At 33.5% G+C, this 19,915-nt stretch carries 18 protein-coding genes and 4 tRNA genes; 3 read left to right on the top strand and 19 right to left on the bottom strand.

Annotated elements, in window-relative coordinates; translation table 11 throughout:
• Positions 1-690, top strand: coding sequence for a DNA repair protein RecO (recO, locus tag AC2A1D_RS13085; RefSeq protein WP_484044033.1), 690 nt, complete (start codon positions 1-3; stop codon positions 688-690).
• Between the two features lie 7 nt (positions 691-697).
• Here the strand turns inward: recO and AC2A1D_RS13080 are convergent, their stop codons facing one another.
• The 4 genes from AC2A1D_RS13080 to AC2A1D_RS13065 all read right to left on the bottom strand — a co-directional run bounded on the left by AC2A1D_RS13080 (position 698) and on the right by AC2A1D_RS13065 (position 4,556).
• On the bottom strand, positions 698-1,312 hold the full coding sequence (locus AC2A1D_RS13080) for a DUF1684 domain-containing protein (protein WP_484044032.1): 615 nt from the start codon (positions 1,310-1,312) through the stop codon (positions 698-700).
• 2 nt (positions 1,313-1,314) lie between these two features.
• Positions 1,315-1,716: a hypothetical protein gene (locus AC2A1D_RS13075; RefSeq protein ID WP_484044031.1), complete on the bottom strand. Its 402-nt coding sequence runs from the start codon at positions 1,714-1,716 to the stop codon at positions 1,315-1,317.
• 64 nt (positions 1,717-1,780) lie between these two features.
• Positions 1,781-3,283, bottom strand: coding sequence for a malate dehydrogenase (quinone) (gene mqo, locus AC2A1D_RS13070; RefSeq protein WP_484044030.1), 1,503 nt, complete (start codon positions 3,281-3,283; stop codon positions 1,781-1,783).
• A 235-nt stretch (positions 3,284-3,518) separates the two neighbouring features.
• Entirely contained in the window at positions 3,519-4,556 is a 1,038-nt protein-coding gene (locus AC2A1D_RS13065; protein ID WP_484044029.1) for an NAD(P)H-dependent glycerol-3-phosphate dehydrogenase, read from the bottom strand.
• A gap of 221 nt (positions 4,557-4,777) precedes the next feature.
• Here AC2A1D_RS13065 and AC2A1D_RS13060 point away from each other — a divergent pair, with 221 nt between their 5' ends.
• Positions 4,778-5,779 (top strand): M23 family metallopeptidase, encoded by a 1,002-nt coding sequence (locus AC2A1D_RS13060; protein ID WP_484044028.1) that lies wholly within the window; start codon positions 4,778-4,780, stop codon positions 5,777-5,779.
• A gap of 159 nt (positions 5,780-5,938) precedes the next feature.
• Here AC2A1D_RS13060 and AC2A1D_RS13055 read toward each other — a convergent pair whose 3' ends face one another.
• From AC2A1D_RS13055 to AC2A1D_RS13045, 3 genes are all read right to left on the bottom strand, one after another.
• Positions 5,939-6,592 carry an NAD(P)-dependent oxidoreductase gene (locus tag AC2A1D_RS13055; protein WP_484044027.1) on the bottom strand — a complete coding sequence of 218 codons (654 nt, stop codon included), beginning with the start codon at positions 6,590-6,592 and terminating at the stop codon, positions 5,939-5,941.
• 62 nt (positions 6,593-6,654) lie between these two features.
• Positions 6,655-7,065, bottom strand: coding sequence for an Rrf2 family transcriptional regulator (locus AC2A1D_RS13050; RefSeq protein ID WP_484044026.1), 411 nt, complete (start codon positions 7,063-7,065; stop codon positions 6,655-6,657).
• Positions 7,066-7,162: 97 nt separating this feature from the next.
• Complete coding sequence (locus tag AC2A1D_RS13045) at positions 7,163-7,597, bottom strand: FKBP-type peptidyl-prolyl cis-trans isomerase (protein WP_484044025.1); 435 nt, start codon at positions 7,595-7,597, stop codon at positions 7,163-7,165.
• Between the two features lie 220 nt (positions 7,598-7,817).
• Between AC2A1D_RS13045 and AC2A1D_RS13040 the strand changes: the two genes are divergently transcribed.
• Entirely contained in the window at positions 7,818-8,819 is a 1,002-nt protein-coding gene (locus tag AC2A1D_RS13040) for a catalase family protein (RefSeq protein ID WP_484044024.1), read from the top strand.
• A gap of 82 nt (positions 8,820-8,901) precedes the next feature.
• On the opposite strand, the gene AC2A1D_RS13035 is transcribed toward AC2A1D_RS13040, so the two are convergent.
• From AC2A1D_RS13035 to AC2A1D_RS12980, 12 genes are all read right to left on the bottom strand, one after another.
• Positions 8,902-10,446 (bottom strand): SulP family inorganic anion transporter, encoded by a 1,545-nt coding sequence (locus AC2A1D_RS13035; RefSeq protein ID WP_484044023.1) that lies wholly within the window; start codon positions 10,444-10,446, stop codon positions 8,902-8,904.
• A gap of 163 nt (positions 10,447-10,609) precedes the next feature.
• Positions 10,610-11,902: an alpha/beta fold hydrolase gene (locus tag AC2A1D_RS13030; protein WP_484044022.1), complete on the bottom strand. Its 1,293-nt coding sequence runs from the start codon at positions 11,900-11,902 to the stop codon at positions 10,610-10,612.
• Between the two features lie 566 nt (positions 11,903-12,468).
• A complete protein-coding gene (locus AC2A1D_RS13025; RefSeq protein WP_484044020.1) occupies positions 12,469-12,798 on the bottom strand; it encodes a YegP family protein in 330 nt (109 codons plus the stop codon).
• A gap of 269 nt (positions 12,799-13,067) precedes the next feature.
• Positions 13,068-13,207 (bottom strand) — tRNA-OTHER (locus AC2A1D_RS13020).
• A 774-nt stretch (positions 13,208-13,981) separates the two neighbouring features.
• The gene (locus AC2A1D_RS13015; RefSeq protein WP_484044019.1) at positions 13,982-15,499 is read right to left on the bottom strand and encodes a TROVE domain-containing protein; all 1,518 of its coding nucleotides are present in this window, start codon (positions 15,497-15,499) and stop codon (positions 13,982-13,984) included.
• A 289-nt stretch (positions 15,500-15,788) separates the two neighbouring features.
• Entirely contained in the window at positions 15,789-16,352 is a 564-nt protein-coding gene (locus tag AC2A1D_RS13010) for a metallophosphoesterase (RefSeq protein WP_484044018.1), read from the bottom strand.
• A gap of 67 nt (positions 16,353-16,419) precedes the next feature.
• Positions 16,420-17,412 carry an RNA ligase family protein gene (locus AC2A1D_RS13005; RefSeq protein ID WP_484044017.1) on the bottom strand — a complete coding sequence of 331 codons (993 nt, stop codon included), beginning with the start codon at positions 17,410-17,412 and terminating at the stop codon, positions 16,420-16,422.
• A gap of 106 nt (positions 17,413-17,518) precedes the next feature.
• Positions 17,519-18,004, bottom strand: coding sequence for a ribonuclease H-like YkuK family protein (locus tag AC2A1D_RS13000; protein WP_484044016.1), 486 nt, complete (start codon positions 18,002-18,004; stop codon positions 17,519-17,521).
• Between the two features lie 29 nt (positions 18,005-18,033).
• Positions 18,034-18,327: a hypothetical protein gene (locus tag AC2A1D_RS12995; RefSeq protein ID WP_484044015.1), complete on the bottom strand. Its 294-nt coding sequence runs from the start codon at positions 18,325-18,327 to the stop codon at positions 18,034-18,036.
• Between the two features lie 501 nt (positions 18,328-18,828).
• A tRNA-Asn gene (locus AC2A1D_RS12990) sits at positions 18,829-18,902 on the bottom strand.
• 5 nt (positions 18,903-18,907) lie between these two features.
• Positions 18,908-18,979: transfer RNA gene (locus AC2A1D_RS12985), tRNA-Glu, on the bottom strand.
• A 194-nt stretch (positions 18,980-19,173) separates the two neighbouring features.
• Positions 19,174-19,247, bottom strand: a tRNA-Arg gene (locus AC2A1D_RS12980).
• Positions 19,248-19,915: the final 668 nt, after the last annotated feature.

The raw sequence follows: 19,915 nt of genomic DNA, 5'->3' as shown, positions 1-19,915 counted from the left end.
ATGATTTCACAAACAGGTTTTATCCTTTCACTTTTAAAATACGGAGACAGTGATGCTATTTTGCATTGTTTTACTTTAGAAGAAGGCTTTCAGAGCTTTTTTCTAAAGTCTGTTTTCACACAAAAAAATAAAAAAAAGGCGCTTTTATTGCCTTTAACCTTGCTTAATTTTCAGTGTAGAAAAACGAAAAGCAGTGCAGAAATCAATTCGGTTGTAAAGTTTGAACTCGAAAATTCTTACGATTTTTACACAGATGTAAAAGCCAATACCATCGTTTTCTTTATTTCAGACTTTCTGAATCAGATTTTGAAGCATGAAAATTCAAATTCGCAAATTTTTAAAGCGATTGCCAATTTCAACCTTGAATTAGACCAAAAAAACTACAGGGCTCATCTTATTTTTCTCGTTCTTTTACTTAAAATTCAAGGAATTGAGCCACTTTCAAGCAGTTTCGATTTTTTAGACCCGGAAACAGGAAATTATTATTCAGAAAGAAAACATCATCTCTTTACCAAAGAAATCTCTTGGGTTTGGAAAAATATTTCAGAATCTGAAAACCCTTACGAAGTAAAAATTGCATCATCGGAAAGAAAAGCAATGCTAGACAGTATTTTGGTGTATTATCACTATCATTTTAGCGACTTTAGAATTCCAAATTCTTTAGAAATTATTCAGCAGATTTACGAATAACAAAGGTTTAATGATGATAAACATCTTCATACATCACCCCTGCTCTAATTTCCACTGGTAATTTATTTTCTGCGGGAACAACAGGACAATTGTAATCATAAGCGTTATAAGCGCAATACGGATGATACGATTGGTTAAAATCTATCACAATAGTATTTCCTTTCGGAATTTTCAAATCGATGTATTTTCCGCCGCCGTACGTTTCTTTATTATTCGTTGCATCGCCAAAAGGAAGAAAAAGATGGTCTTTATACTTCTCAGTTTTCATTAAATCTAAACTTTGGTAAATGTTTAAAACATATTCTTTACCATCAATTGTAAAGTAAGCTTTGGCGTATTGCTGGTATTTTTTAGACTTTCCAGAAGAAGTTGGAAGTTCAAAAGGTTCTGGGCTTTCGTTTTTCACAAACTTCGCCGTAACACGATACTTCAAATCAATTGGGAAGAAAGGATGTGCTTTAAAATTCGTAAAATTATCGCCTCTTAAAGGAGTTTCATCTTTATCTAAATATCCTCTATTAAGCTCTTTTTGAAACTTTTGAATGTCTTTAATTTCTTTTTTCTGAGCGAAATTTAAAACCGGAATTAAAAAAATCAGGAGATAAAAAACTATTTTTTTCATAATTATTCAGAGATTTTAATTCTATAAATGTCTGATTCATTTCTTTTAATTGATTTCACATAAAAACCTCCTTCTTCCGGAATTACTTCCTGAAAATCGAAACTCTTACAATCTTTCGGAAGCCCTGAAAAAATAAGTGTAAACCAAAAATCTTTCATAAACGGAACGGCTGTCCAATTAGGAAAAAGCGTAATATTTTCGGCGTGGATAAGTTTACTTTTATGATCAGAATGATTATCGATAAGATAGGTAGTTTTCCAAATACGGATAAGGTTTCCCAACGACGGAGACGCCGGAAAGCAGCAGTGTACAATAACCTGTTTTTCTTCTTCAGTCTTTGCTTTTAAAGACTGTAAAAGTTCTTTTTCGATAATTGGTTTTACTAATGTTTCTTCGATTACCATAATGATTCTAAAAATAATTGGCAGCCTTACGAATAATGACTGCCAATTTATTTAAAATATTTTATTAAAAATCAAGTTCTAATTTTTCTTTACTGAATTCTCTAAGTTTCTTTGTGAGCTCAGGGTTTTCTGCGAGTTTTTGTCCGTAAGAAGGAATAATTTCGGTAAGTTTTGTTTTCCACTCCCCTTTCATTTTTTCTGGGAAGCATTTCTCTAAAACATTTACCATGGCACTTACCGCAGTAGAAGCACCTGGAGAAGCGCCAAGCAACGAGGCAATTGTACCGTTTTTGTTGGTAACAACCTCAGTTCCAAATTCCAGTTTGCCGCCCAATTCATCGTCTTTTTTAATGATTTGAACACGTTGTCCGGCAACTTTCAATTCCCAATCTTCTTCTTTAGCGTCTTTAACAAACTCTCTTAAATGCTGAATTCTTTGAGCTTTATTCATCGCAACTTGCTGAATCAAATATTTCGTAAGCGGCATATTGTGCCACCAAGCGCCAAATAAAGACCTGATATTTTTTGTATTTACACTTTCCGGAAGGTCTAGGTAGCTTCCTTCTTTTAAGAATTTAGTAGAGAAACCTGCAAAAGGCCCGAAAAGCAAAGCTTTCTTCCCATCAATAATTCTTAAATCTAAGTGAGGAACCGACATTGGCGGAGCGCCTACAGAAGCTTGTGTATATACTTTTGCCTGATGTTTTTCTACCAACTCAGGATTATGTGTTACCAACCATTGCCCAGAAACGGGGAAACCTCCGTAACCTTCACTTTCTTTAATATCTGAACTGTCTAAAAGCGGTAAAGCATACCCTCCTGCTCCGATGAAAACGAAATCCGCTTCAACTTCGTGTTTTGTCTTCCCAAGACGATCTTTTACTTTCAATTTCCAGCTTTTACCAACCTGATCAATATCTTTTACTTCTGTGTAAAGAAATAATTCAACATTGGTACTTCTCATCAAATGGCGACCCATTTTTCTGGTAAGCGTTCCGAAATTCACATCGGTTCCTGCATCCATTTTAGTTGCTGCAAGAACTTCAGATTTATTTCTTTTGCTCATTACCAAAGGAATCCACTCACGAAGTTTATCATGATCTTCTGTGAATTCCATTTCTGAGAAAAGTACAGATTGCGACATTTTCTCGAAACGTTTCTTTAGAAAATCTGCATCTTTTTCTCCAAAAACCAAACTCATGTGTGGACAAGAGTTTACGAAATCTTTTGGTGTATCAATATAATTTTTGTCGATTAGATAAGACCAAAACTGTTTTGAAACTTCAAATTGCTCTGCAATACTTTCTGCTTTAGCAATATCGATGCTTCCGTCTGGTTTCTGTGGTGTGTAGTTCAGTTCGCAAAAAGCGGCATGACCTGTACCTGCATTGTTCCAAGCGGCGGTACTTTCTTTTGCAAATCTTCCTAATCGTTCAAAAATAGCAATATTCAATTGAGGATCAAGCTCATGAAGGATGGTAGCAAGAGTAGCACTCATGATACCTCCGCCAATCATTACGACATCGTATTTCGTTTTTGGTATTCTGCTGATAAGCGTATGAGACATTATTCTAAAAAATTTGCACGAATTTCGGGAAAAGTTTTTAAAATCTAAAATTGAGAATAGATTTTTAAACTGATAATGGTCAATTTTTCAAAGAAAAATAAAAACCAAACAATTATGATATAAAAAACAAATCTTTTTACTTAATTTTTAGCAATAATGTAAAAATCTCCCTTAAACAGGGAGATTTTTAATATATGAATCTAAAATATTTTACTTTTTTTAGTCGAAAAAAATATTAGTTTAGCTTTGCGGTAAGCTTTTTAAACTGTTTTTCGGCATTTTTGCCTTCATATAAAATACTATAAATAGTTTCGATAATTGGAAGTTTTAATCCCTTTTGTTGCGCCGTTTGATAGATTGAATCTGCCGCATAATACCCTTCTGCAACCATGTTCATCGATTGGATTGCAGATTTTACCGTATAGCCTTTCCCAATAAGGTTGCCTAAGTTTCTGTTTCTTGAAAACAAAGAGTATGCTGTAACCAGTAAATCTCCTAAATAGGCGCTTTCATTTACATCTCTAGGTGCTTCGTAAATGGCTTCAAGGAAAGTTTCCATCTCACGTATCGCGTTAGAAACAAAAACTGCTGTAAAGTTATCACCATATCCTAAACCGCTTGCAATACCGGCTCCAATTGCGAAAATATTTTTAAGAATTGCACTGTATTCGTTTCCTAAGATGTCTTTGCTTGCATGAACTTTTATAAAATCCGAAGAAAAAACATTGAGAAGCTTTTGTGAAGTTTCGTCTTCTACCGTGGCCACAGTAAGATAAGAAAGTCTTTCCATCGCAACTTCTTCTGCATGACAAGGCCCTGCAATAACCGCCTGATTTCTAAACCCAATCTTAAACTCGTCTTTCAAATAATGTGCAACAACGTTGTTTACCTTAGGAATTATTCCTTTGATCGCCGAAACAAAAACTTTATCGTTATAATCACAGCTTAGTTTATCCATCGAATCTGAAAGATAAATAGAAGGTGTTGCCAAAACTATAATATCGCAAGCTTCTACCATCTCGTTGATATCGGTGGTAAGCTTTAAGTTTTTTAGATTAAAATTTACTGCTGTAAGATAAGTTGGGTTGTGCCCTCGAAGCTCGATTGCACCTTTTACAAACTCGTTTCTTACGCACCAATGTACTGTTTTACAATTTTCTACCAGCATTTTTACAATTGCTGTTGCAAAACTTCCGCTTCCTAAAACACCAACTTTGGTTTCAATTTTAGTTTTTTTGGTTCCGGAATCTGTACTTGTTTTTTTCTTCGCCATAATGATACTGTGAATTTGCAAATATATTAAAACCTTAAAATAAGGAAAGTCTGAAATACATTTTATTAAAAACTTTGTCAAAAATTAATATCGGAAACAATTTAGCATAAAAAATAACGTTTGGTAATGAGAATAATTTCAACCATGAACAAAAAATTGAAAAAAAATATTTTGAGTAAATTTGCACCCTTAAAGTTTAAACAGCTTCAAAGAGAAAGAAAATGAAGAATTTTTTAGCCAACAGAAAAAAAGTAACCGTATTGATTGGAATACTTTTATTGATTGTTTTTGGGCAAAGCGTGATGATTGCAAAACTATTTAACCAAAAAGACGACAAGACTTACGAGGTAAATCTAGTAAAAATAAATACTGAGAAAGACAGTGTAGATTTTTTAAAGATGAAAAACGACCTCGGAATTGTAGACCAAACCGTGTCTGAACTAAATTCTTTTTTAAAATCAAAAAATATTGTAAACGGCAGACTTGAAGTACTTGATAAAGACAGTATTTCTAACTCGGTTTATCTTTCAAAAAAAGCAAACAGATACAGCCAATATCTTATGGATTTGCAGATAAAACTCCAGCAAGTTCCTCTAGGAATGCCAACTGACGGATATATTTCTTCAAATTTCGGGGTAAGAAAGAACCCGATTCCTTTTAAGAGAGTTTTAGCTTCTGTTTCTGCAACAAAACCTGCTGCAACCGCTGCTGTTACTACTCCGTCGCCAGAAATTAAAGCAGAACCTGTAGAAAGAACTATTGAAATTACAGACGACAATGGAAATAAAAGAGAAGTGAAGGTAATGGTTACTCCCAAAACTACTGTTGCCTCTAATACAGCTCCCACTACAACCTCAACAGTGGCTACAAAACCAATTGAAAAAAATAATGCACCTGCTGAAGCAGACCAAATGCAGTTTCATAAAGGGCTGGACATTGCTGTCGCTTTCGGCTCTGATGTAATCGCAACTGCAGCCGGAACAGTAATTTTTTCCGGACAAAAAGGCGGATACGGAAATTGTGTGATTGTTTCCCACGGTAATGGTTTAGCTACTTTGTACGGACATCTTTCTCAGCTTGTGGTAAAAGCAAACGACAAAGTAAAAGTAGGACAAGTAATTGCAAAATCTGGAAATTCTGGCCGTTCTACAGGACCACACCTTCATTATGAAGTACACAAAAATAATACTCCTGTAAATCCTAAATTATTTATGACTTTATAGTTTTGAGATATTGAATTTTCGGCGGAGCCTTTGGCTCCGCCGAAAATTATTAGAAATATTATTTTTATAACTTGTTCATTATGAAAATGTTTCGGCTCGCCTACGGCGAGCCGAAACATTTTTACTTTCACTTTAAAAGTATGTAATTTTAAAAAAAACTTAGTAAGCTGCTGTAAATCTTTCACGGATGTGATTATTCTGCTCCAACTCATCCACCAAAACAACGGCAACATCTTCTACAGAAAGAACACTTCTTCCTTCTTCATTAAAAACTGGATTTTCAAGAGCGGTTCTGTATTTTCCTACTCTTACACCAGCTGTTCCTTGGTGCATTTCGATTGCAGGGCTAAAGAATGTCCAATCCAACGTTGTATTTTCTTTAATTTTATTCAGATAATCTCTTGCAGCAGTTGCACCCGGTTTAATTTCCGCAGGAAAATCTGGTCCGTCTACCAACTGATTTCCGTCGATGTATAAACTTCCTGCTCCACCAACCGTAATAAATCTTTTTACACCTGAATTTTCTACAGCCTTTTCGATATTTAAAGAACCGTTTAAGAAGTCGTCATATAAATTAGGATTTGTCCATCCAGCGTTGAAAGTACTGATTATAGCATCGTTTCCTTTCAAAGCTTCTGCTAATTCATCAATATTATTCACATCAATACTTTTTGCAACCACATTTTCTTTAGCTTCTACTTTCGTAATATCTCTTGCGAAAGCCTCCACTTGATACCCTCTGTTTGATAATTCGTTTACTACTTGTTTTCCTACAAAACCTGTTGCACCAATTACGGCTACTTTTTTACTCATAATATTCTATTTTATAATTTAAATTGTAATATTTTTTGTTACATTTTATTTCAAAAAAATTTTTACTTAAACTGATTGGCAAAATCGTTTAGATTTTTTTGGCTTAAGAAATCTATAACAAGCTGATCTGTTTCGTTAAACAAATGTTTCAAGTTTGCATTAATATCTTTTCCTATGTTACAAATTGGGTTAGGATTTTGATTTTTTTTACCCAAAACTTCAGAATTTTTTACAGCAACATAAATATCAGAAATTCTAATATTTGAAGGATTCATCCCAATTTGGCAACCGCCTTCTTTTCCTTGCCTGCTAATAACTAATCCGTTTTCACGAAGAACGCTTAATTCTTTTCGAACAATCACAGGATTGATATTGATGCTACCCGCAATCCAATCAGACGTAAGCCACTCTCCCGGACTTTTAGCCAGAATAGTCATGATGTGTATCGCAGTAGCAAATCTTGTATTGTTCATTTTCTTTTGCAAAGATACATATTTTTTTAATGTAACAAATTTTATTACATTTAATTTAAAAAATAAAAGCATGCTTTACATGCTTTTGCTCTAACATTTATTTGATTCCTAACAATTCGACCTCAAAAATTAGGGTACTGTTTGGACCAATTTCTTTGCTGATTTCTTGATCTCCATACGCCAAATGTGGTGGAATGATAAATCTGTATTTACTTCCAACCGTCATGTACTGAAGACCTTCTGTCCAACCCGTAATCACTCTATTTAAAGGAAAAGAAGCTGGAGTTCCTCTTTTTACAGAGCTATCAAAAACTTTCCCTGTAATTGTAGTTCCGTGGTAATGACATTTCACAGTAGATTTTGGACCTGGTTTTGCACCATCACCTTCAGTAATTACTTCGTAAAACAAGCCGCTTGGTAATTTTACCACGGTTTCTCTTTTACCGTATTCTTCCATGTATTCTTGCCCTTCTTTCAAGTTTTTCTCGGCAAGTTCTTTCTTTCTTCTTTTTAAAATATCTGCTACTCCCATAGTATTTTTTTGCAAAGATAAGTTTTAATTATATGCAATACACGATGAGCAACTGGTAATAAGTTTTAAGCAATATTAGCTTTTTAAAATATAAATTTCATTGCAGAAAAACACTCATTTTCAATGCATCACAATCAAGTATACCAAACATTAAAAATTTTTTAATATTCTCTTAATGTACATTTAAAAACTTGGGGTTATCATTGGGTAATTATTATTTATGCTAAATCACTTAAAATACAATAAAAGTTTTGACCAACTTTCTTACGATGAAAAAACTTTACTAGAAGAAGCAAAAAAAAGCATCGAAGAGTTTGTAGAGCAATCTGCGGAAATAAGTGATGTGAACTATGCCACGCGAAATGTACACTCTAAAGCTCATGCTGTATTAAAAGGCGAGTTTCACATAAATCCCGATCTACAAGATGATATAAAATACATTTTCGATAAAGAAAACTACGAAATTATTGCCCGAATTTCGAATGCCAACTTCAAAATCAGTAGAAAACAAAACCCTTTCCCGGCTTATGGTTTTGCATTTAAGATAAAAGACGATTCGGGAAGAACAATTGCCAATTATCCGTTGGTAAACTTCCCTTTACTTCCTATCAATTCGGTTTCGGTATTTTTAAAACTTTTTACCAATATCAATCGTTTTTATATCAAAAAAATAAAATCTATTATTCCACTACTATTTAGTGCCTATCACGTTGTACCTTCAATTTTCAATCTTTCCTTTCTTCGATATTTTTTTCGTTTTGTAAAAAAAAGAAATGACTTTATTCTCTCGCACAATTTTTACTCTGTCGGAGCCTATAGATTTGATGATAAGATGGTTAAAATTAAATTAAAGCCGCAAAACACACCCCGTAAATTCCTAAAAAAAAGTAACAAAAGAAAACAAATAAGATCTTTTTTGAAAGACAACGAATACACAGCCGATGTTTTGATTAAGATATGCTATAATCTTAAAGATCAACCCATCAATCTACTTCATAAAGAGTGGAAAAACTCAGCCACCATTAAAATTGGTGAAGTAAAATTTAACAAAAACGCTGTACAAAACCCCAGTCTTTGCGACAACGAACTGCTTTCGTTTAATCCTTTTGAAAATCTCGACATCTTTAGACCAGTCGGAAAAATTCAAAAAATAAGAGAAATAGCGTATAAGGTTTCTTTTCAAACCCGCAGAAAAATGAATCTACTGATGAAATATAAATAAATTCCCTCTCACTTAAACACAAAAAAAAAGGTTTTACATAGCGTAAAACCTTTTCTATTTAATATCTAAAAATAGAGAATTTTTAAAATCCTCTTTTTGCCATCACTTTATACGTTGGATCTTCGTGAATATTAACTTCAATAATGGCTTCTGCATTTCTCAGCACTTTCCGACAATCTTCGCTTAAATGTTTTAAATGCAATGTTTTTCCAAGTTGCGTATATCTTTTAGACAATTTATCTAAAGCATCAATGGCACTCATATCGACAATTCTACTTTCTTGAAAATCGATAATTACTTCTTTCGGATCATTTTCAGGATCAAATTTATCATTAAAAGAAGCCACGGAACCAAAAAATAGCGGTCCAAAAATCTCGTAATGCTTTACGCCATCATCATCAACATATTTTCTTGCTCTAATTCTTTTAGCATTATCCCAAGCGAAAACCAAAGCAGAAATAATAACGCCTACCAAAACCGCCAAAGCCAAATTATGCAAGAAAACAGTAATCAAGGTAACGGTAATTCCTACAAAAATATCCGATTTTGGCATTTTATTGACAATTTTAAATGACACCCATTGAAAAGTACCAATCGCCACCATCATCATTACTCCCACCAGTGCAGCCATCGGAATTTTTTCAATAAATGGTGCTCCAACTAAAATAATAAGTAAAATAGTGAGCGAACCTATAACCGCCGAAAGTCTTGCTCTAGAGCCCGAATTAAGATTTACCAAAGTTTGCGCAATCATTGCGCAGCCTCCCATTCCGCCAAAGAACCCATTCGAAATATTCGCAAAACCTTGTGCAATAGATTCTCTGTTGGTATTTCCTTTTGTCGCAGTAATCTCATCCACCATCGATAATGTAAGAAGGGATTCTATTAAACCAACACCCGCCATTACCAAAGCATACGGAAAAATAATTTTTAAAGTTTCTAAAGTAAAAGGTAACTCTGGAATATGAAAAGTGGGTAAAGTTCCGCTTACATTGGCGATATCGGCAACAGTTTTGGTATTAATTCCGAAACCTAAAACAATTCCGAAAACCACCAAAATAGCCACCAAAGAAGCCGGAATTACTTTTGTAATTTTAGGAAAAACGTACACGATAGCAATCGTTAAAGCCGTTAATCCCGCCATAATATACAAAGCAGAACCTTGTAGCCATCCTGAAACACCGTTTACATCGATGGTTTTAAATTGTTCAACTTGTGCCATAAAAATAATGACCGCTAAACCGTTCAAAAAACCATACATAACCGGTTGCGGAATGAGCCTCACAAATTTTCCAAGTTTAAAAACGCCTACAAAAATTTGTAAAAGACCCGCCAAAATAACGGTAGCAAAAAGATATTCTACTCCATACGATTTTATTAATGCAATCAATACTACAATGGTTGCTCCTGCTCCACCAGAAACCATTCCGGGGCGGCCACCAAAAATTGCCGTTACCAAACCCATGATAAACGCAGCGTAAAGCCCCGTTAAAGGCGACAACCCCGCCAAAATAGCGAAGGAAAGAGATTCAGGAATCATCGTCATAGCGACAGTAAGACCTGCTAAAATTTCGTTTTTATAATTGATTTTCTGAGAAAAATCGAAAAGTTTGAAAGAATTTTCCATGCTTTGCAAAGGTATGTCTTGTAAATGAATAAAGCCAAAAACCTCAAAAAACAAGCCTTTAGTTATGTCGTAAAAAAATCCTCTCCAATATTTTGTAAAGGATTGAAATTTTAGAGAAAAGAGAAAAGCTCATCTTTTTTCTCCAATTGAAATAATAGACCCTTTATATTTTTCCGAAAAAATTAATAACTGCATTATTGAATTGTTCAGGCATTTTTGCAGGTGCTTCGTGATCACCTCCTTTAAAAATTAGCAATTTTGAACTCGGAATTTTATCCGCAATTAATTGGGTATGTTTTTCAAGAATTAAATCATGTTCGCCCGCCATTACTAAAGTTGGGGCTTTTATTTTTCTTAAATTTTCAGGGTTGATATTCGGTTCCGTTAGAAGAAGCTTCTTCAAACGATAATCCATATCATTTTCAGAGACTCCTTTATCTTTCATTTCTTTTACTTGTTGGTTCAAAATTTTATTAATCTCAGGAAAAACAGATGTTTCATTATTGTACAAAACAGTTCCCATAATTGCCATTTTCTTTACTTTCTCAGGATGTTCCATTCCTAAAATCACGGCAATATTTCCTCCGTCGCTCCATCCAAGAATATTTACATTTTGAAGATTTAGTTTATCTAGGAAAGCGTTTACATCTTCAGCCATCAATTCGTAGCTTAGCTTTTTATCATCCGAAGAAGATTTCCCTTGACCTCTACTATCTAAACCAATTACTTTATATTTTTTACTTAAAGCTTCTATCTGGTTGTAAAAACTTCCCATTGAAGAATTATTCCCGTGAAGCAACAATAAAGGCTCACCTTCTCCATAAATTTCGTAGTATAGATTAACTCCATTAACCTCAACAAACTTTCCAATATCTTTGTTGTTTCCAAAACTCGGCTTTGTAATCGCTTTAGAACTATCTATAAACAAAGAATTTTTTCCAGAAAAAAACTTTTCATTTGAAATTGAAAGTTCAGTACCTTCAACCATAGTATAAGACTGCCAAGAATTTAGAGAAGATTCTTCAAAACCATTGTTTTTTAAAGGAATTTCAATCTTATTTTTACCATCCAAAACATATAATTTGAAATCATCCAGATAATAACTGTCTTTTCCGGCAACCGAAACTCCTACCGCCATCATTTTTGCTTTTTTATCGAGCTTCCCTTTCAATTCGTAAAAACTCCACTCTCCTTTTTTGTAAAAAGTACCCGCATTTTCATTATGAAGCATATTTCTTATTCCAATACCTTTTTCATTTAGAGGAAGCGCACTCAATACAACCCATGAGTTATTTGAAATTTCGTCATTATAAAATATTTTTCCTTCTAAAATAAAATTCTTACCTTCATAACCATCTGTTTTTACCACTTGTAAAATCTGATAAAACTGTCCAGAAAATTGAGAAAAAATAACGGTAATGAGAAAAATTAAAAAGTTTAAAAATATTTTCAGCATGATTTCGTAAAATTGAGTTTATTGCATCAAAGACAACCAGAATGTAAATTTGGTTACAGTATTTTATAAACATTAAAATCTCTGTAAACAATTTATTACAATATACAAATCTACAAACTATATCTCACTAAATAAAGACTGAAATTAAGTTCAAATTAATAAAAAATCCTCTCCAATATTTTGGAAAGGATTGAAATTTTAGAAAATAAAAGGTAAAAAGCAAAAAAAACAATTGGGGCTACGTTAAGCCGGAATCGAACCGGATAATCTTGCCGGAGTTACCGACTGCATTATTCCTCCCCTTCAAATGGTAACGAAGTAGCTTTTTTCTACGACACTTTTATTTTCTTTAATTTAAAAAGAGGCAAATTTCGAAAAAACTGTATTTATAAACATTTCTGTCTATTTTTTGGAGTTGAACCAAAATCATAAGATTAACCGAAGTAAGTTTTCTCTACGGCACCCTTTATATTGTAAACATAGAAAAACAGGCTTAAAACCAAATTTCTTCCAAATAAAAACGCCTCATTCACATGAAGCATTTCTAAATTATGTTTTAAATAAATTTATTCAATAACTTCTACGCTCGCATTCGGAGCATTATTTTTTACAGATTCAATACCGTTTTCCATTCCTTGCGAAGACTCATACATTTCACTACTTCCAATAACTTGACCATTGGTCGCTTTTAAATTGAAATAAAACTTGTCGTTGCTTGATGTTTTTCTGTCGTATTTAGAATCATCAGCAGAATTTTTCTTTACAGATTCAATTCCGTTTTCGCAAGCAGCTCTTGTTGTATACCCTTCACTTGAAAGGATTGTTTGGCCATTACCAGCTTTTAGATTAAACTTAAACTCGCCATTTTTTCTTGTTGAAATTACAAATTTTCCCATATTATATTTTGTTATTAATTTAACTAAAGTTATAAAAACCAAACGAATATGACAAAATTTTGCTTAAAATTTTTAATAAATAATATTATGATAAAAGAGGCAAAACTCAAAAAAGCTACCCAATTTCCGAAGAAATGGATTGGACTCGAACCAAAATTATACCGTGAAGTAAGCCTTTTCTACGGCACTCTTTTATTTTTAATCAAGGTAATAATACCAGAATCGTTCGTGCATTTGCTCTAACCAACTGAGCTACTTCTCCTTTGCGAGGGAAAAGGCAGGAATCGAACCTGCGACCGAATGTTCAAATCTCGAAGTATGATTCTGAAACAACACTTGATTTATTTTTAAAAACAAGGCGATAGTCGATAAGCGTATTATCGTGCTCTACCATCTGAGCTACTTTTCCGAAAATTTTAGTGGAAAAGGCAGGGCTCGAACCTGCGACCCCGTCGTTGTGAGCGAAGTAACGCTTGTCTACGGCACTTGTTTATTATTTTTTCCATCGAGTTTTTCTGAATTTTTTCCAATTTTTTTGAAATTTTATTTCTTTCGAATTTATTGTTTCAATTCCGTGTGGAAAACACCATGAACAACCCATTTTATCTCCGTATAAAATTCTAGAGATTTTAACGTTTGAAATCTTTTTTGGAAAGTCAATGAGTTGATATTCATTGATTCCAAAAGCTTTCATTAATTTTTTGTTATTTTTCATTAGTATTGAGCTTAACCTCAATACAGCGTTCCTTTATGAAATGATTTATAATGTTTCATTGTTCTTGTTTTGAATTCTGTGACAAATTTATAATCGAAGTACGCATTCTTTTTACGTAGTTGTATTTTTTTAAAAAAAACCAAGTAACATTCTATAAGAGTACATTTTGTGTTCAAAATTGGTAGTTTGATCGAAGTAACTCTTATATACGACATTGGTTATATTAAACCGAGCAATTTGCGAAAAGACTATGTTTCAATTAAAAGTCGAAGGATTTCTTTTCTTACGGCATCGGTTGGTTTTTCATTATTTGTGTTTTTGTTTTAGCCCCGATTGAAGCGACATCCTTTTTTTGCGATGGCTTTGTAAAAAAGCGTTGGCAAAAAAGATACAGCACTTCGACTACGCTCAGTATAAACTTCAAGCGGGAAATAGCTTCTAAAAAAATAGTTTTAAAAGCAGAGCCTTTTACAGCTCTACTTTTTTGATAATTTCTACGGCTGATTTTCGGTCTTCTAATGCATTGAGAATATCGAAAATCTTGTCAGACCAACCTGCGATTAGGTATACATCATTTTTTCTGACATCTAACGGTTGTTTTCCGTAACCTACCAAATCGAAAATATACAGTTTCGCATTGGGTACAATCGCTTTGTATCGGTTCCATGATTTCTCAAAAGAATTACCTGTACCTGAACTATCCCACATTTGGGTATCGGTAAACAACATGATTTTATCGACTTTTTCTTTTCGACTTATCAAATCGTCAATCACCAAATAACCGTTGGTTGAATAACCTACTTCACCTTCTCGTTTGTAGAACTCGTTGACGTTTCTCAAGATACCATTTTTTGGCATCGGAACTCTTTTCCAACGGTCTCCAAACATACCGGTCACCACATTTTTGCATTGTGATTGCAAAATCATTGACATCAATAAACCAATATCGTAAAGCAAAATTTTGCTTTTTGGCGAAACTGGTTGTTGCATAGAACCGGAAACATCGGCGCCGATAACAACGGATGTACCGAAGTCAAAACCTCTGATGTTTTTGGCACTTACCAAAACGGCATCTTCCAACGCCTCCAAAATAGAGGAAAGGTAAGGCGAATCTATCGCTTTCAGTTCTCTATAAGCGGACAAAAATCTGAATGGCAACTGCTTTGAGTTACGCACCGCTTTTTCGTCGGACAAATAATTGCAAACTTTGTAGATGGCATCCGAAGAAACTTTTGCTTCCAAAATGTTTCTTAGGTTTCGCAAGGTTGCCATATAACCCAACTTATTACTGAAAATGAGTTCTTCCCATTTGTTTTTGAAAGCCATTTGTTTTTCGGCATCGCTCGAAAATTTTTGTTGACCCAAAACGGAAAGCTCTACTTCCCAAGTATAAGGTGTATCCAACGTATCGTTAACGATTTTGTTGAAAATTGTTTGTTGGTTATCGTCTTTTGCTTTTGGGTGTACCAAAAACAAGGCGTCTTTCAAGGTAACATCTGCTTTTCGGTTGTATTTTCCGAATTGGTATTCGTCAAACTTGTTGAACGATTTCGCTAAACCTTTTTGGACTTGTTTTGAAAGTCTGTTGAGTTTTTTGGTTTCTGTTCTTTGGTTTGCCAATTGGTAATACGCCAAAAGTTCTGTGATTTCATCGGCTCTTAAAACGACGTTATCTACTGTTTTGCTCACCAAATCGGTTCCTGAAACTTGTTTTGCCAATTCCACTGTCAATACCAATGGAATGGAACGCAAATACATTTCTTTTCTGGCGTAAGTTGCTAATTTAGCTACAAATTCAGGGTCGTTTTTCTCGATTAGTTTCTGAATTCTTTGCAATCTATCATTGCCTTTTTCGTATGTTGTGTTAGATAATCCTGTTGTAACAACAGCACTATACAATTCTTCGGCAGGAGTCATGGTGAACGCTTTTGCACCTTCGTAGTTTAGGACTACTTTGTTTTCTTTTCTTAAAAAATTAAATTTCATTTTTGTACTGTTTTTTTTGTTAAACATTTGGGATTTTTTATGTCTCCCTCAAATTTCTTCTGCAAAGTAAAAACCTTATTGCGCAATCTATTTGCGTAGTAAAAATTAATTTAATTTTTTTTGAAAATTTATGAATATCTATTATATATCATAATAAAGTTTTAACGCAATGACCGCAAGGATTTTTTTAATATTTTACTGTTATTAAGCTCGCAAAGGCATTTCATTTAGCAATATTTTCAAAAGCTTTGGTTGTTATGAAAAATATAAATAATCAATAAAATCTTAATTAATTCCTCGGCGCAAAGGGCGGTTTCCAAGTTTTATGCTTCATTATTTTTTTCACTTCTTCATAACTAACAGGATAGAAATTATGGCAATCTACTCCAACATCAATGGAAAGCATTTCCGGATCATCGAACAATGTTCCGTGAGAATGACCAAATAATTGCCATGTTCCTCGATGAGAGCCATTCCAAGTTCTCATAGCGTAATGAGAAAGAATAATTTTTTGATAGCCATTGGATTGATCTTCGTCTTCAACTCTGATTTCAGCATAATCCTTTATCCATTCAAATTTTTTAGGATAAGTTAATGTTGAACCTTCATGATTACCTTTTATTAGGAAAATTTTTCCATTGAGTTGATCTAAAACTTCCTTAGTAAAATCTGGTTTGCCTAAACTTACATCGCCTAAATGATAGACGAAATCCTCTTTCCCGACTTTTTCGTTCCACCGTTTGATGAGTTCTTCGTTCATCTCGTCCAAATCTTTGAAAGGCCGATTGGTAAACCTTATTATATTAGCATGACCAAAATGATGGTCTGCCGTAAAAAATATATTTGTTTTCATTTTTTTTAATTTTCATTAAACCATATCAAGGTTTTGAACCTTGACATGGTGATTAATATTCATCAAACTAAGTTTTTGAAGTCATCAGTTCTTCTTTAATGAAATCAATGACCATGGAATTCAATTTTTTGCAAATTCTTTTCACTTCGTCTTTCTCAATGCTAGAAAAAGCGTCTGGAAAATCTTTTTTGAAATCTTCCAAGACATCTTGATTGAAAGCTCCAATCACTTTACCTACCATCATTGGTTCAAATTCTCCAATTTTGCTCAACACGTTATTCAAACGGTTTTCGTTAATATATTTTTGAATTTCATCCCAAATTTTTTGAGCAGAATCAGTCAAATAAACTTGCTTTTTCACAACCTTATCTTTCCTGATTACCATTTTGGATTTTTCAATCCATTTTTCATTTTTATTTTTAATGATAACTCTCGCTCCGTTTCCAAAATATCTGGTTTTAATAGGTTTTATGATAGTTCCTTCGCATATATTATCTTCAATTTCTGGCAAACCCAACCAAGTTGGAATATGTGAATTGAAAACATTAGAGAACATCAACGCTTCTTCAAAAGTACCTTGAAACAAGGTTTTCGCATAGAAAAATCCAGTTTCTTCGAAAATTGAATTGGCAATTTCTACATCCATGTAAGTAATACCATTCAATTTAATATCGAAAGCATAAAACTCATTATACGGAGCATAATCAACTCCTTTTTGAACTTTTATTGCATCAACAACGGGTTCTACTTCTTTATGTTTGTAACCTCCACCGAACAATTCTCCGTAGATAACAACGGATTCAATGTCGGGATGGATGCTTTTCACCTTTTCAAAAAGCGAAAAAACATTTTCTCTGTAACGTTCTAAAATCTTCTGTGCATTATAGAACTTATCATCTTTTTCAATAAAAGCGGTTCTTTTAGCAATCTTAATTTCCTTTCCATCAGTGAAAAAAGATAAGTTTGCGCCATGCACCTTTTCTTGTACAATGAAAACATCGTGTCCATAACCTTGCATCTTAATCTGGTCGATTACTTTGGTTTGGTAAGCGTTTTCCATTGAATTATATGTTTTAAAAATCATTTTTCTTTCTGTAATTATTATAAATAATAGAAGTTGGATGTTGTAAAACTTCAATCTTCATACATCCATCTTCCAACTTTTTTCACACCATCAAATCCGCACAATTGGTACTTGCAAAGGCAAATGGTTTTGCTTTAAAAGCGTAGCCCATCCCAAGAATGTAGCCCATTGCGTCTTTCAAAGCGGCATTAGATTTATAATCGGCATCTGTATTAATATCGGCGTGAACTTCCATTTCAACACCATATTTTTCCAAAATCGGACTGATTAAATAGGCAATTTCTACCGATTTATTCACCTCATTTAGCATTCTTTCTTTGATGCTGATTTTTTGTAAAACTTTATCTTTTCTCACAAAAGCAAATGCTCCTTTTCGTTTTCTTACGAATACAATCGCTGTTGCGTAATTGATAAAATCCCCATAAACATGAGAGTCGGAGCCGATGCAAACGCTAATTTCGTTTCCGATTTCCTTTTCATGGATGATGGTTTCTTCTACCAACTCCGCGATAGGTTTGCTAAAGACATTTCCTTTTAAATTTTGCCATTTTTCCCGTTGAGTTTCCATTGTTTTTGATTTTTGTAAATGCTATGTTTTCATTTTCTATAAGCGTTTACTGGTTTTACATTTGTTTTCAAACTATCTTTTTCAGTTATTTTTTTTGAGATTTCCACAACATCTTTCGAGTCTTTTGCAGTTTTCACCACTTTGAAAGCGTTGATAGAACTTTCACCTTCTCTTTCTAGGTTTGATGCATTTTTCATGTATCTTGCTTCCATTAAAGCAGGTTCTGAAAAATGAGCAACTCTTGTTGTTGTTTTCACACAACTTCTGGCGATGGCAACGAAAGACATCAAGCCAACCAGAACTAATTTTAATGTATCTTTCATGGTTATTAGTTTTAATTTTTTTTGTTGATTCATCAGGATTGTTCATGAAAATTTTTTTTTTTAATGTATTCACGAATGCTTCGCATTTCGAACCTGAACAACAAGAGTCAAAGCCTTGTGTGCTACCTGTTACACCATGAATCAATGATGAGTAATAAATAATAGGTAATGAGTAATTTTTTACGTTAAACATTATTTATTGCTAATATTTTTTGAGATGGTTGTGGGATTGTTCATAACTTATATATTTTAAATATGAATTCACGAATGTTTCACATTTTGAACCCACTCAGCTTACGCAACGGTTTTGCAGACCGCCCCGACTCTCCCACTTCGGCGAACCATCGATTTATGGGTAATGAGTAATTTTTCACGTTAAACATTACTTATTGCACATTTCTTATTACTCATTTCTAAAGTTTGTCTATTTTTTTTGTGTTTGGTTGATGAACTTCTGCGCTCGACAAAACTTTATTTTTCTGAAATAATTAATTGTTTTTGCGATTTCGAAAGGAATCGAACCTTTAACCTTTGGTTTAACAGACCAATGCTCTAACCAATTGAGCTACGAAATCTTTTGTACTCCATAAGGGAATCGAACCCTTGTCGTTCGGTAGAAAGCCGAATGCACTAACCTCTATGCTAATGGAGCATTTTTGAATTGATAAAAAGAAAAAGCTTGCCTTATCATTTTGTGTTTGGTTTGTAAAGAACTTCTGCGCTTTGACAAACTTTTTCTTTGAGTTTTGTGACTAATTATTCAAAAAATTCAATCACATTTTTTAGATTCACTTCAAAAACCAGTTCCGAGAGACAGTCGGAGCCGATTTTCTCCATGAATCTTTGTAATCCCAGAAAGGTTCGAACTTTCAACCTTCGGTTCCGTAGACCGACGCTCTTTCCAGTTGAGCTATGAGATTATTAATTTATTCGCATAAAAAAAGCGCCTCTTTTTGGGAGGCGCTGTATATTTTAACGTATCAGTTTTCTAACTGACCCTAAATAATATGCACCTTTTTTCCACAAAATCACTTCCAAGACGACATGCTTTCTCCATCGGATTTTGTCCGTTGTCTGTAGAAAACTGTTCTAGTATGTATTGTAAGTGTCTCATTATATTTTTGTTTAAAAAATGTTTGTTTTATTAAAAGCTTAAAAATCTGTTGCTTTTAATTTTCGGTTGCAAAGTAAATATGATTTTTTTGAATTCACAAATTTATTTTCAATACAAATAACTGAAAATCAATTAATTATATTTAAATTAAAGCATAAGAAATTCCTGTCCGTACAACTGTACAGATGCCAATTTTACCTAAATGACTGTCTCTCATCGGTTTGCTTATCACTCTTTATTTTCTAATTAAAGGTTCATTATAGATTATAAATTTTTCACTTTTTCGTTTATTTTTTTTCATTCTAAATAATTTCGCTCCTAAAAACACAAAAAACGCCTCGATTTTCGAGGCGTTTTGCAATATTTTGATTTAAATTTTACAGGTTTATTGTAAATAATTTTCAAAGCAAGCACATTTCGCCTCATTCATCAACATCCATTCATACCCAAACGATCCCTTTACTGTAGGGCGAT

It is taken from the genome of Chryseobacterium sp. HNCC26DJ239, from assembly GCF_057180445.1.
This window is presented reverse-complemented; position numbering and strand designations above follow the sequence as displayed.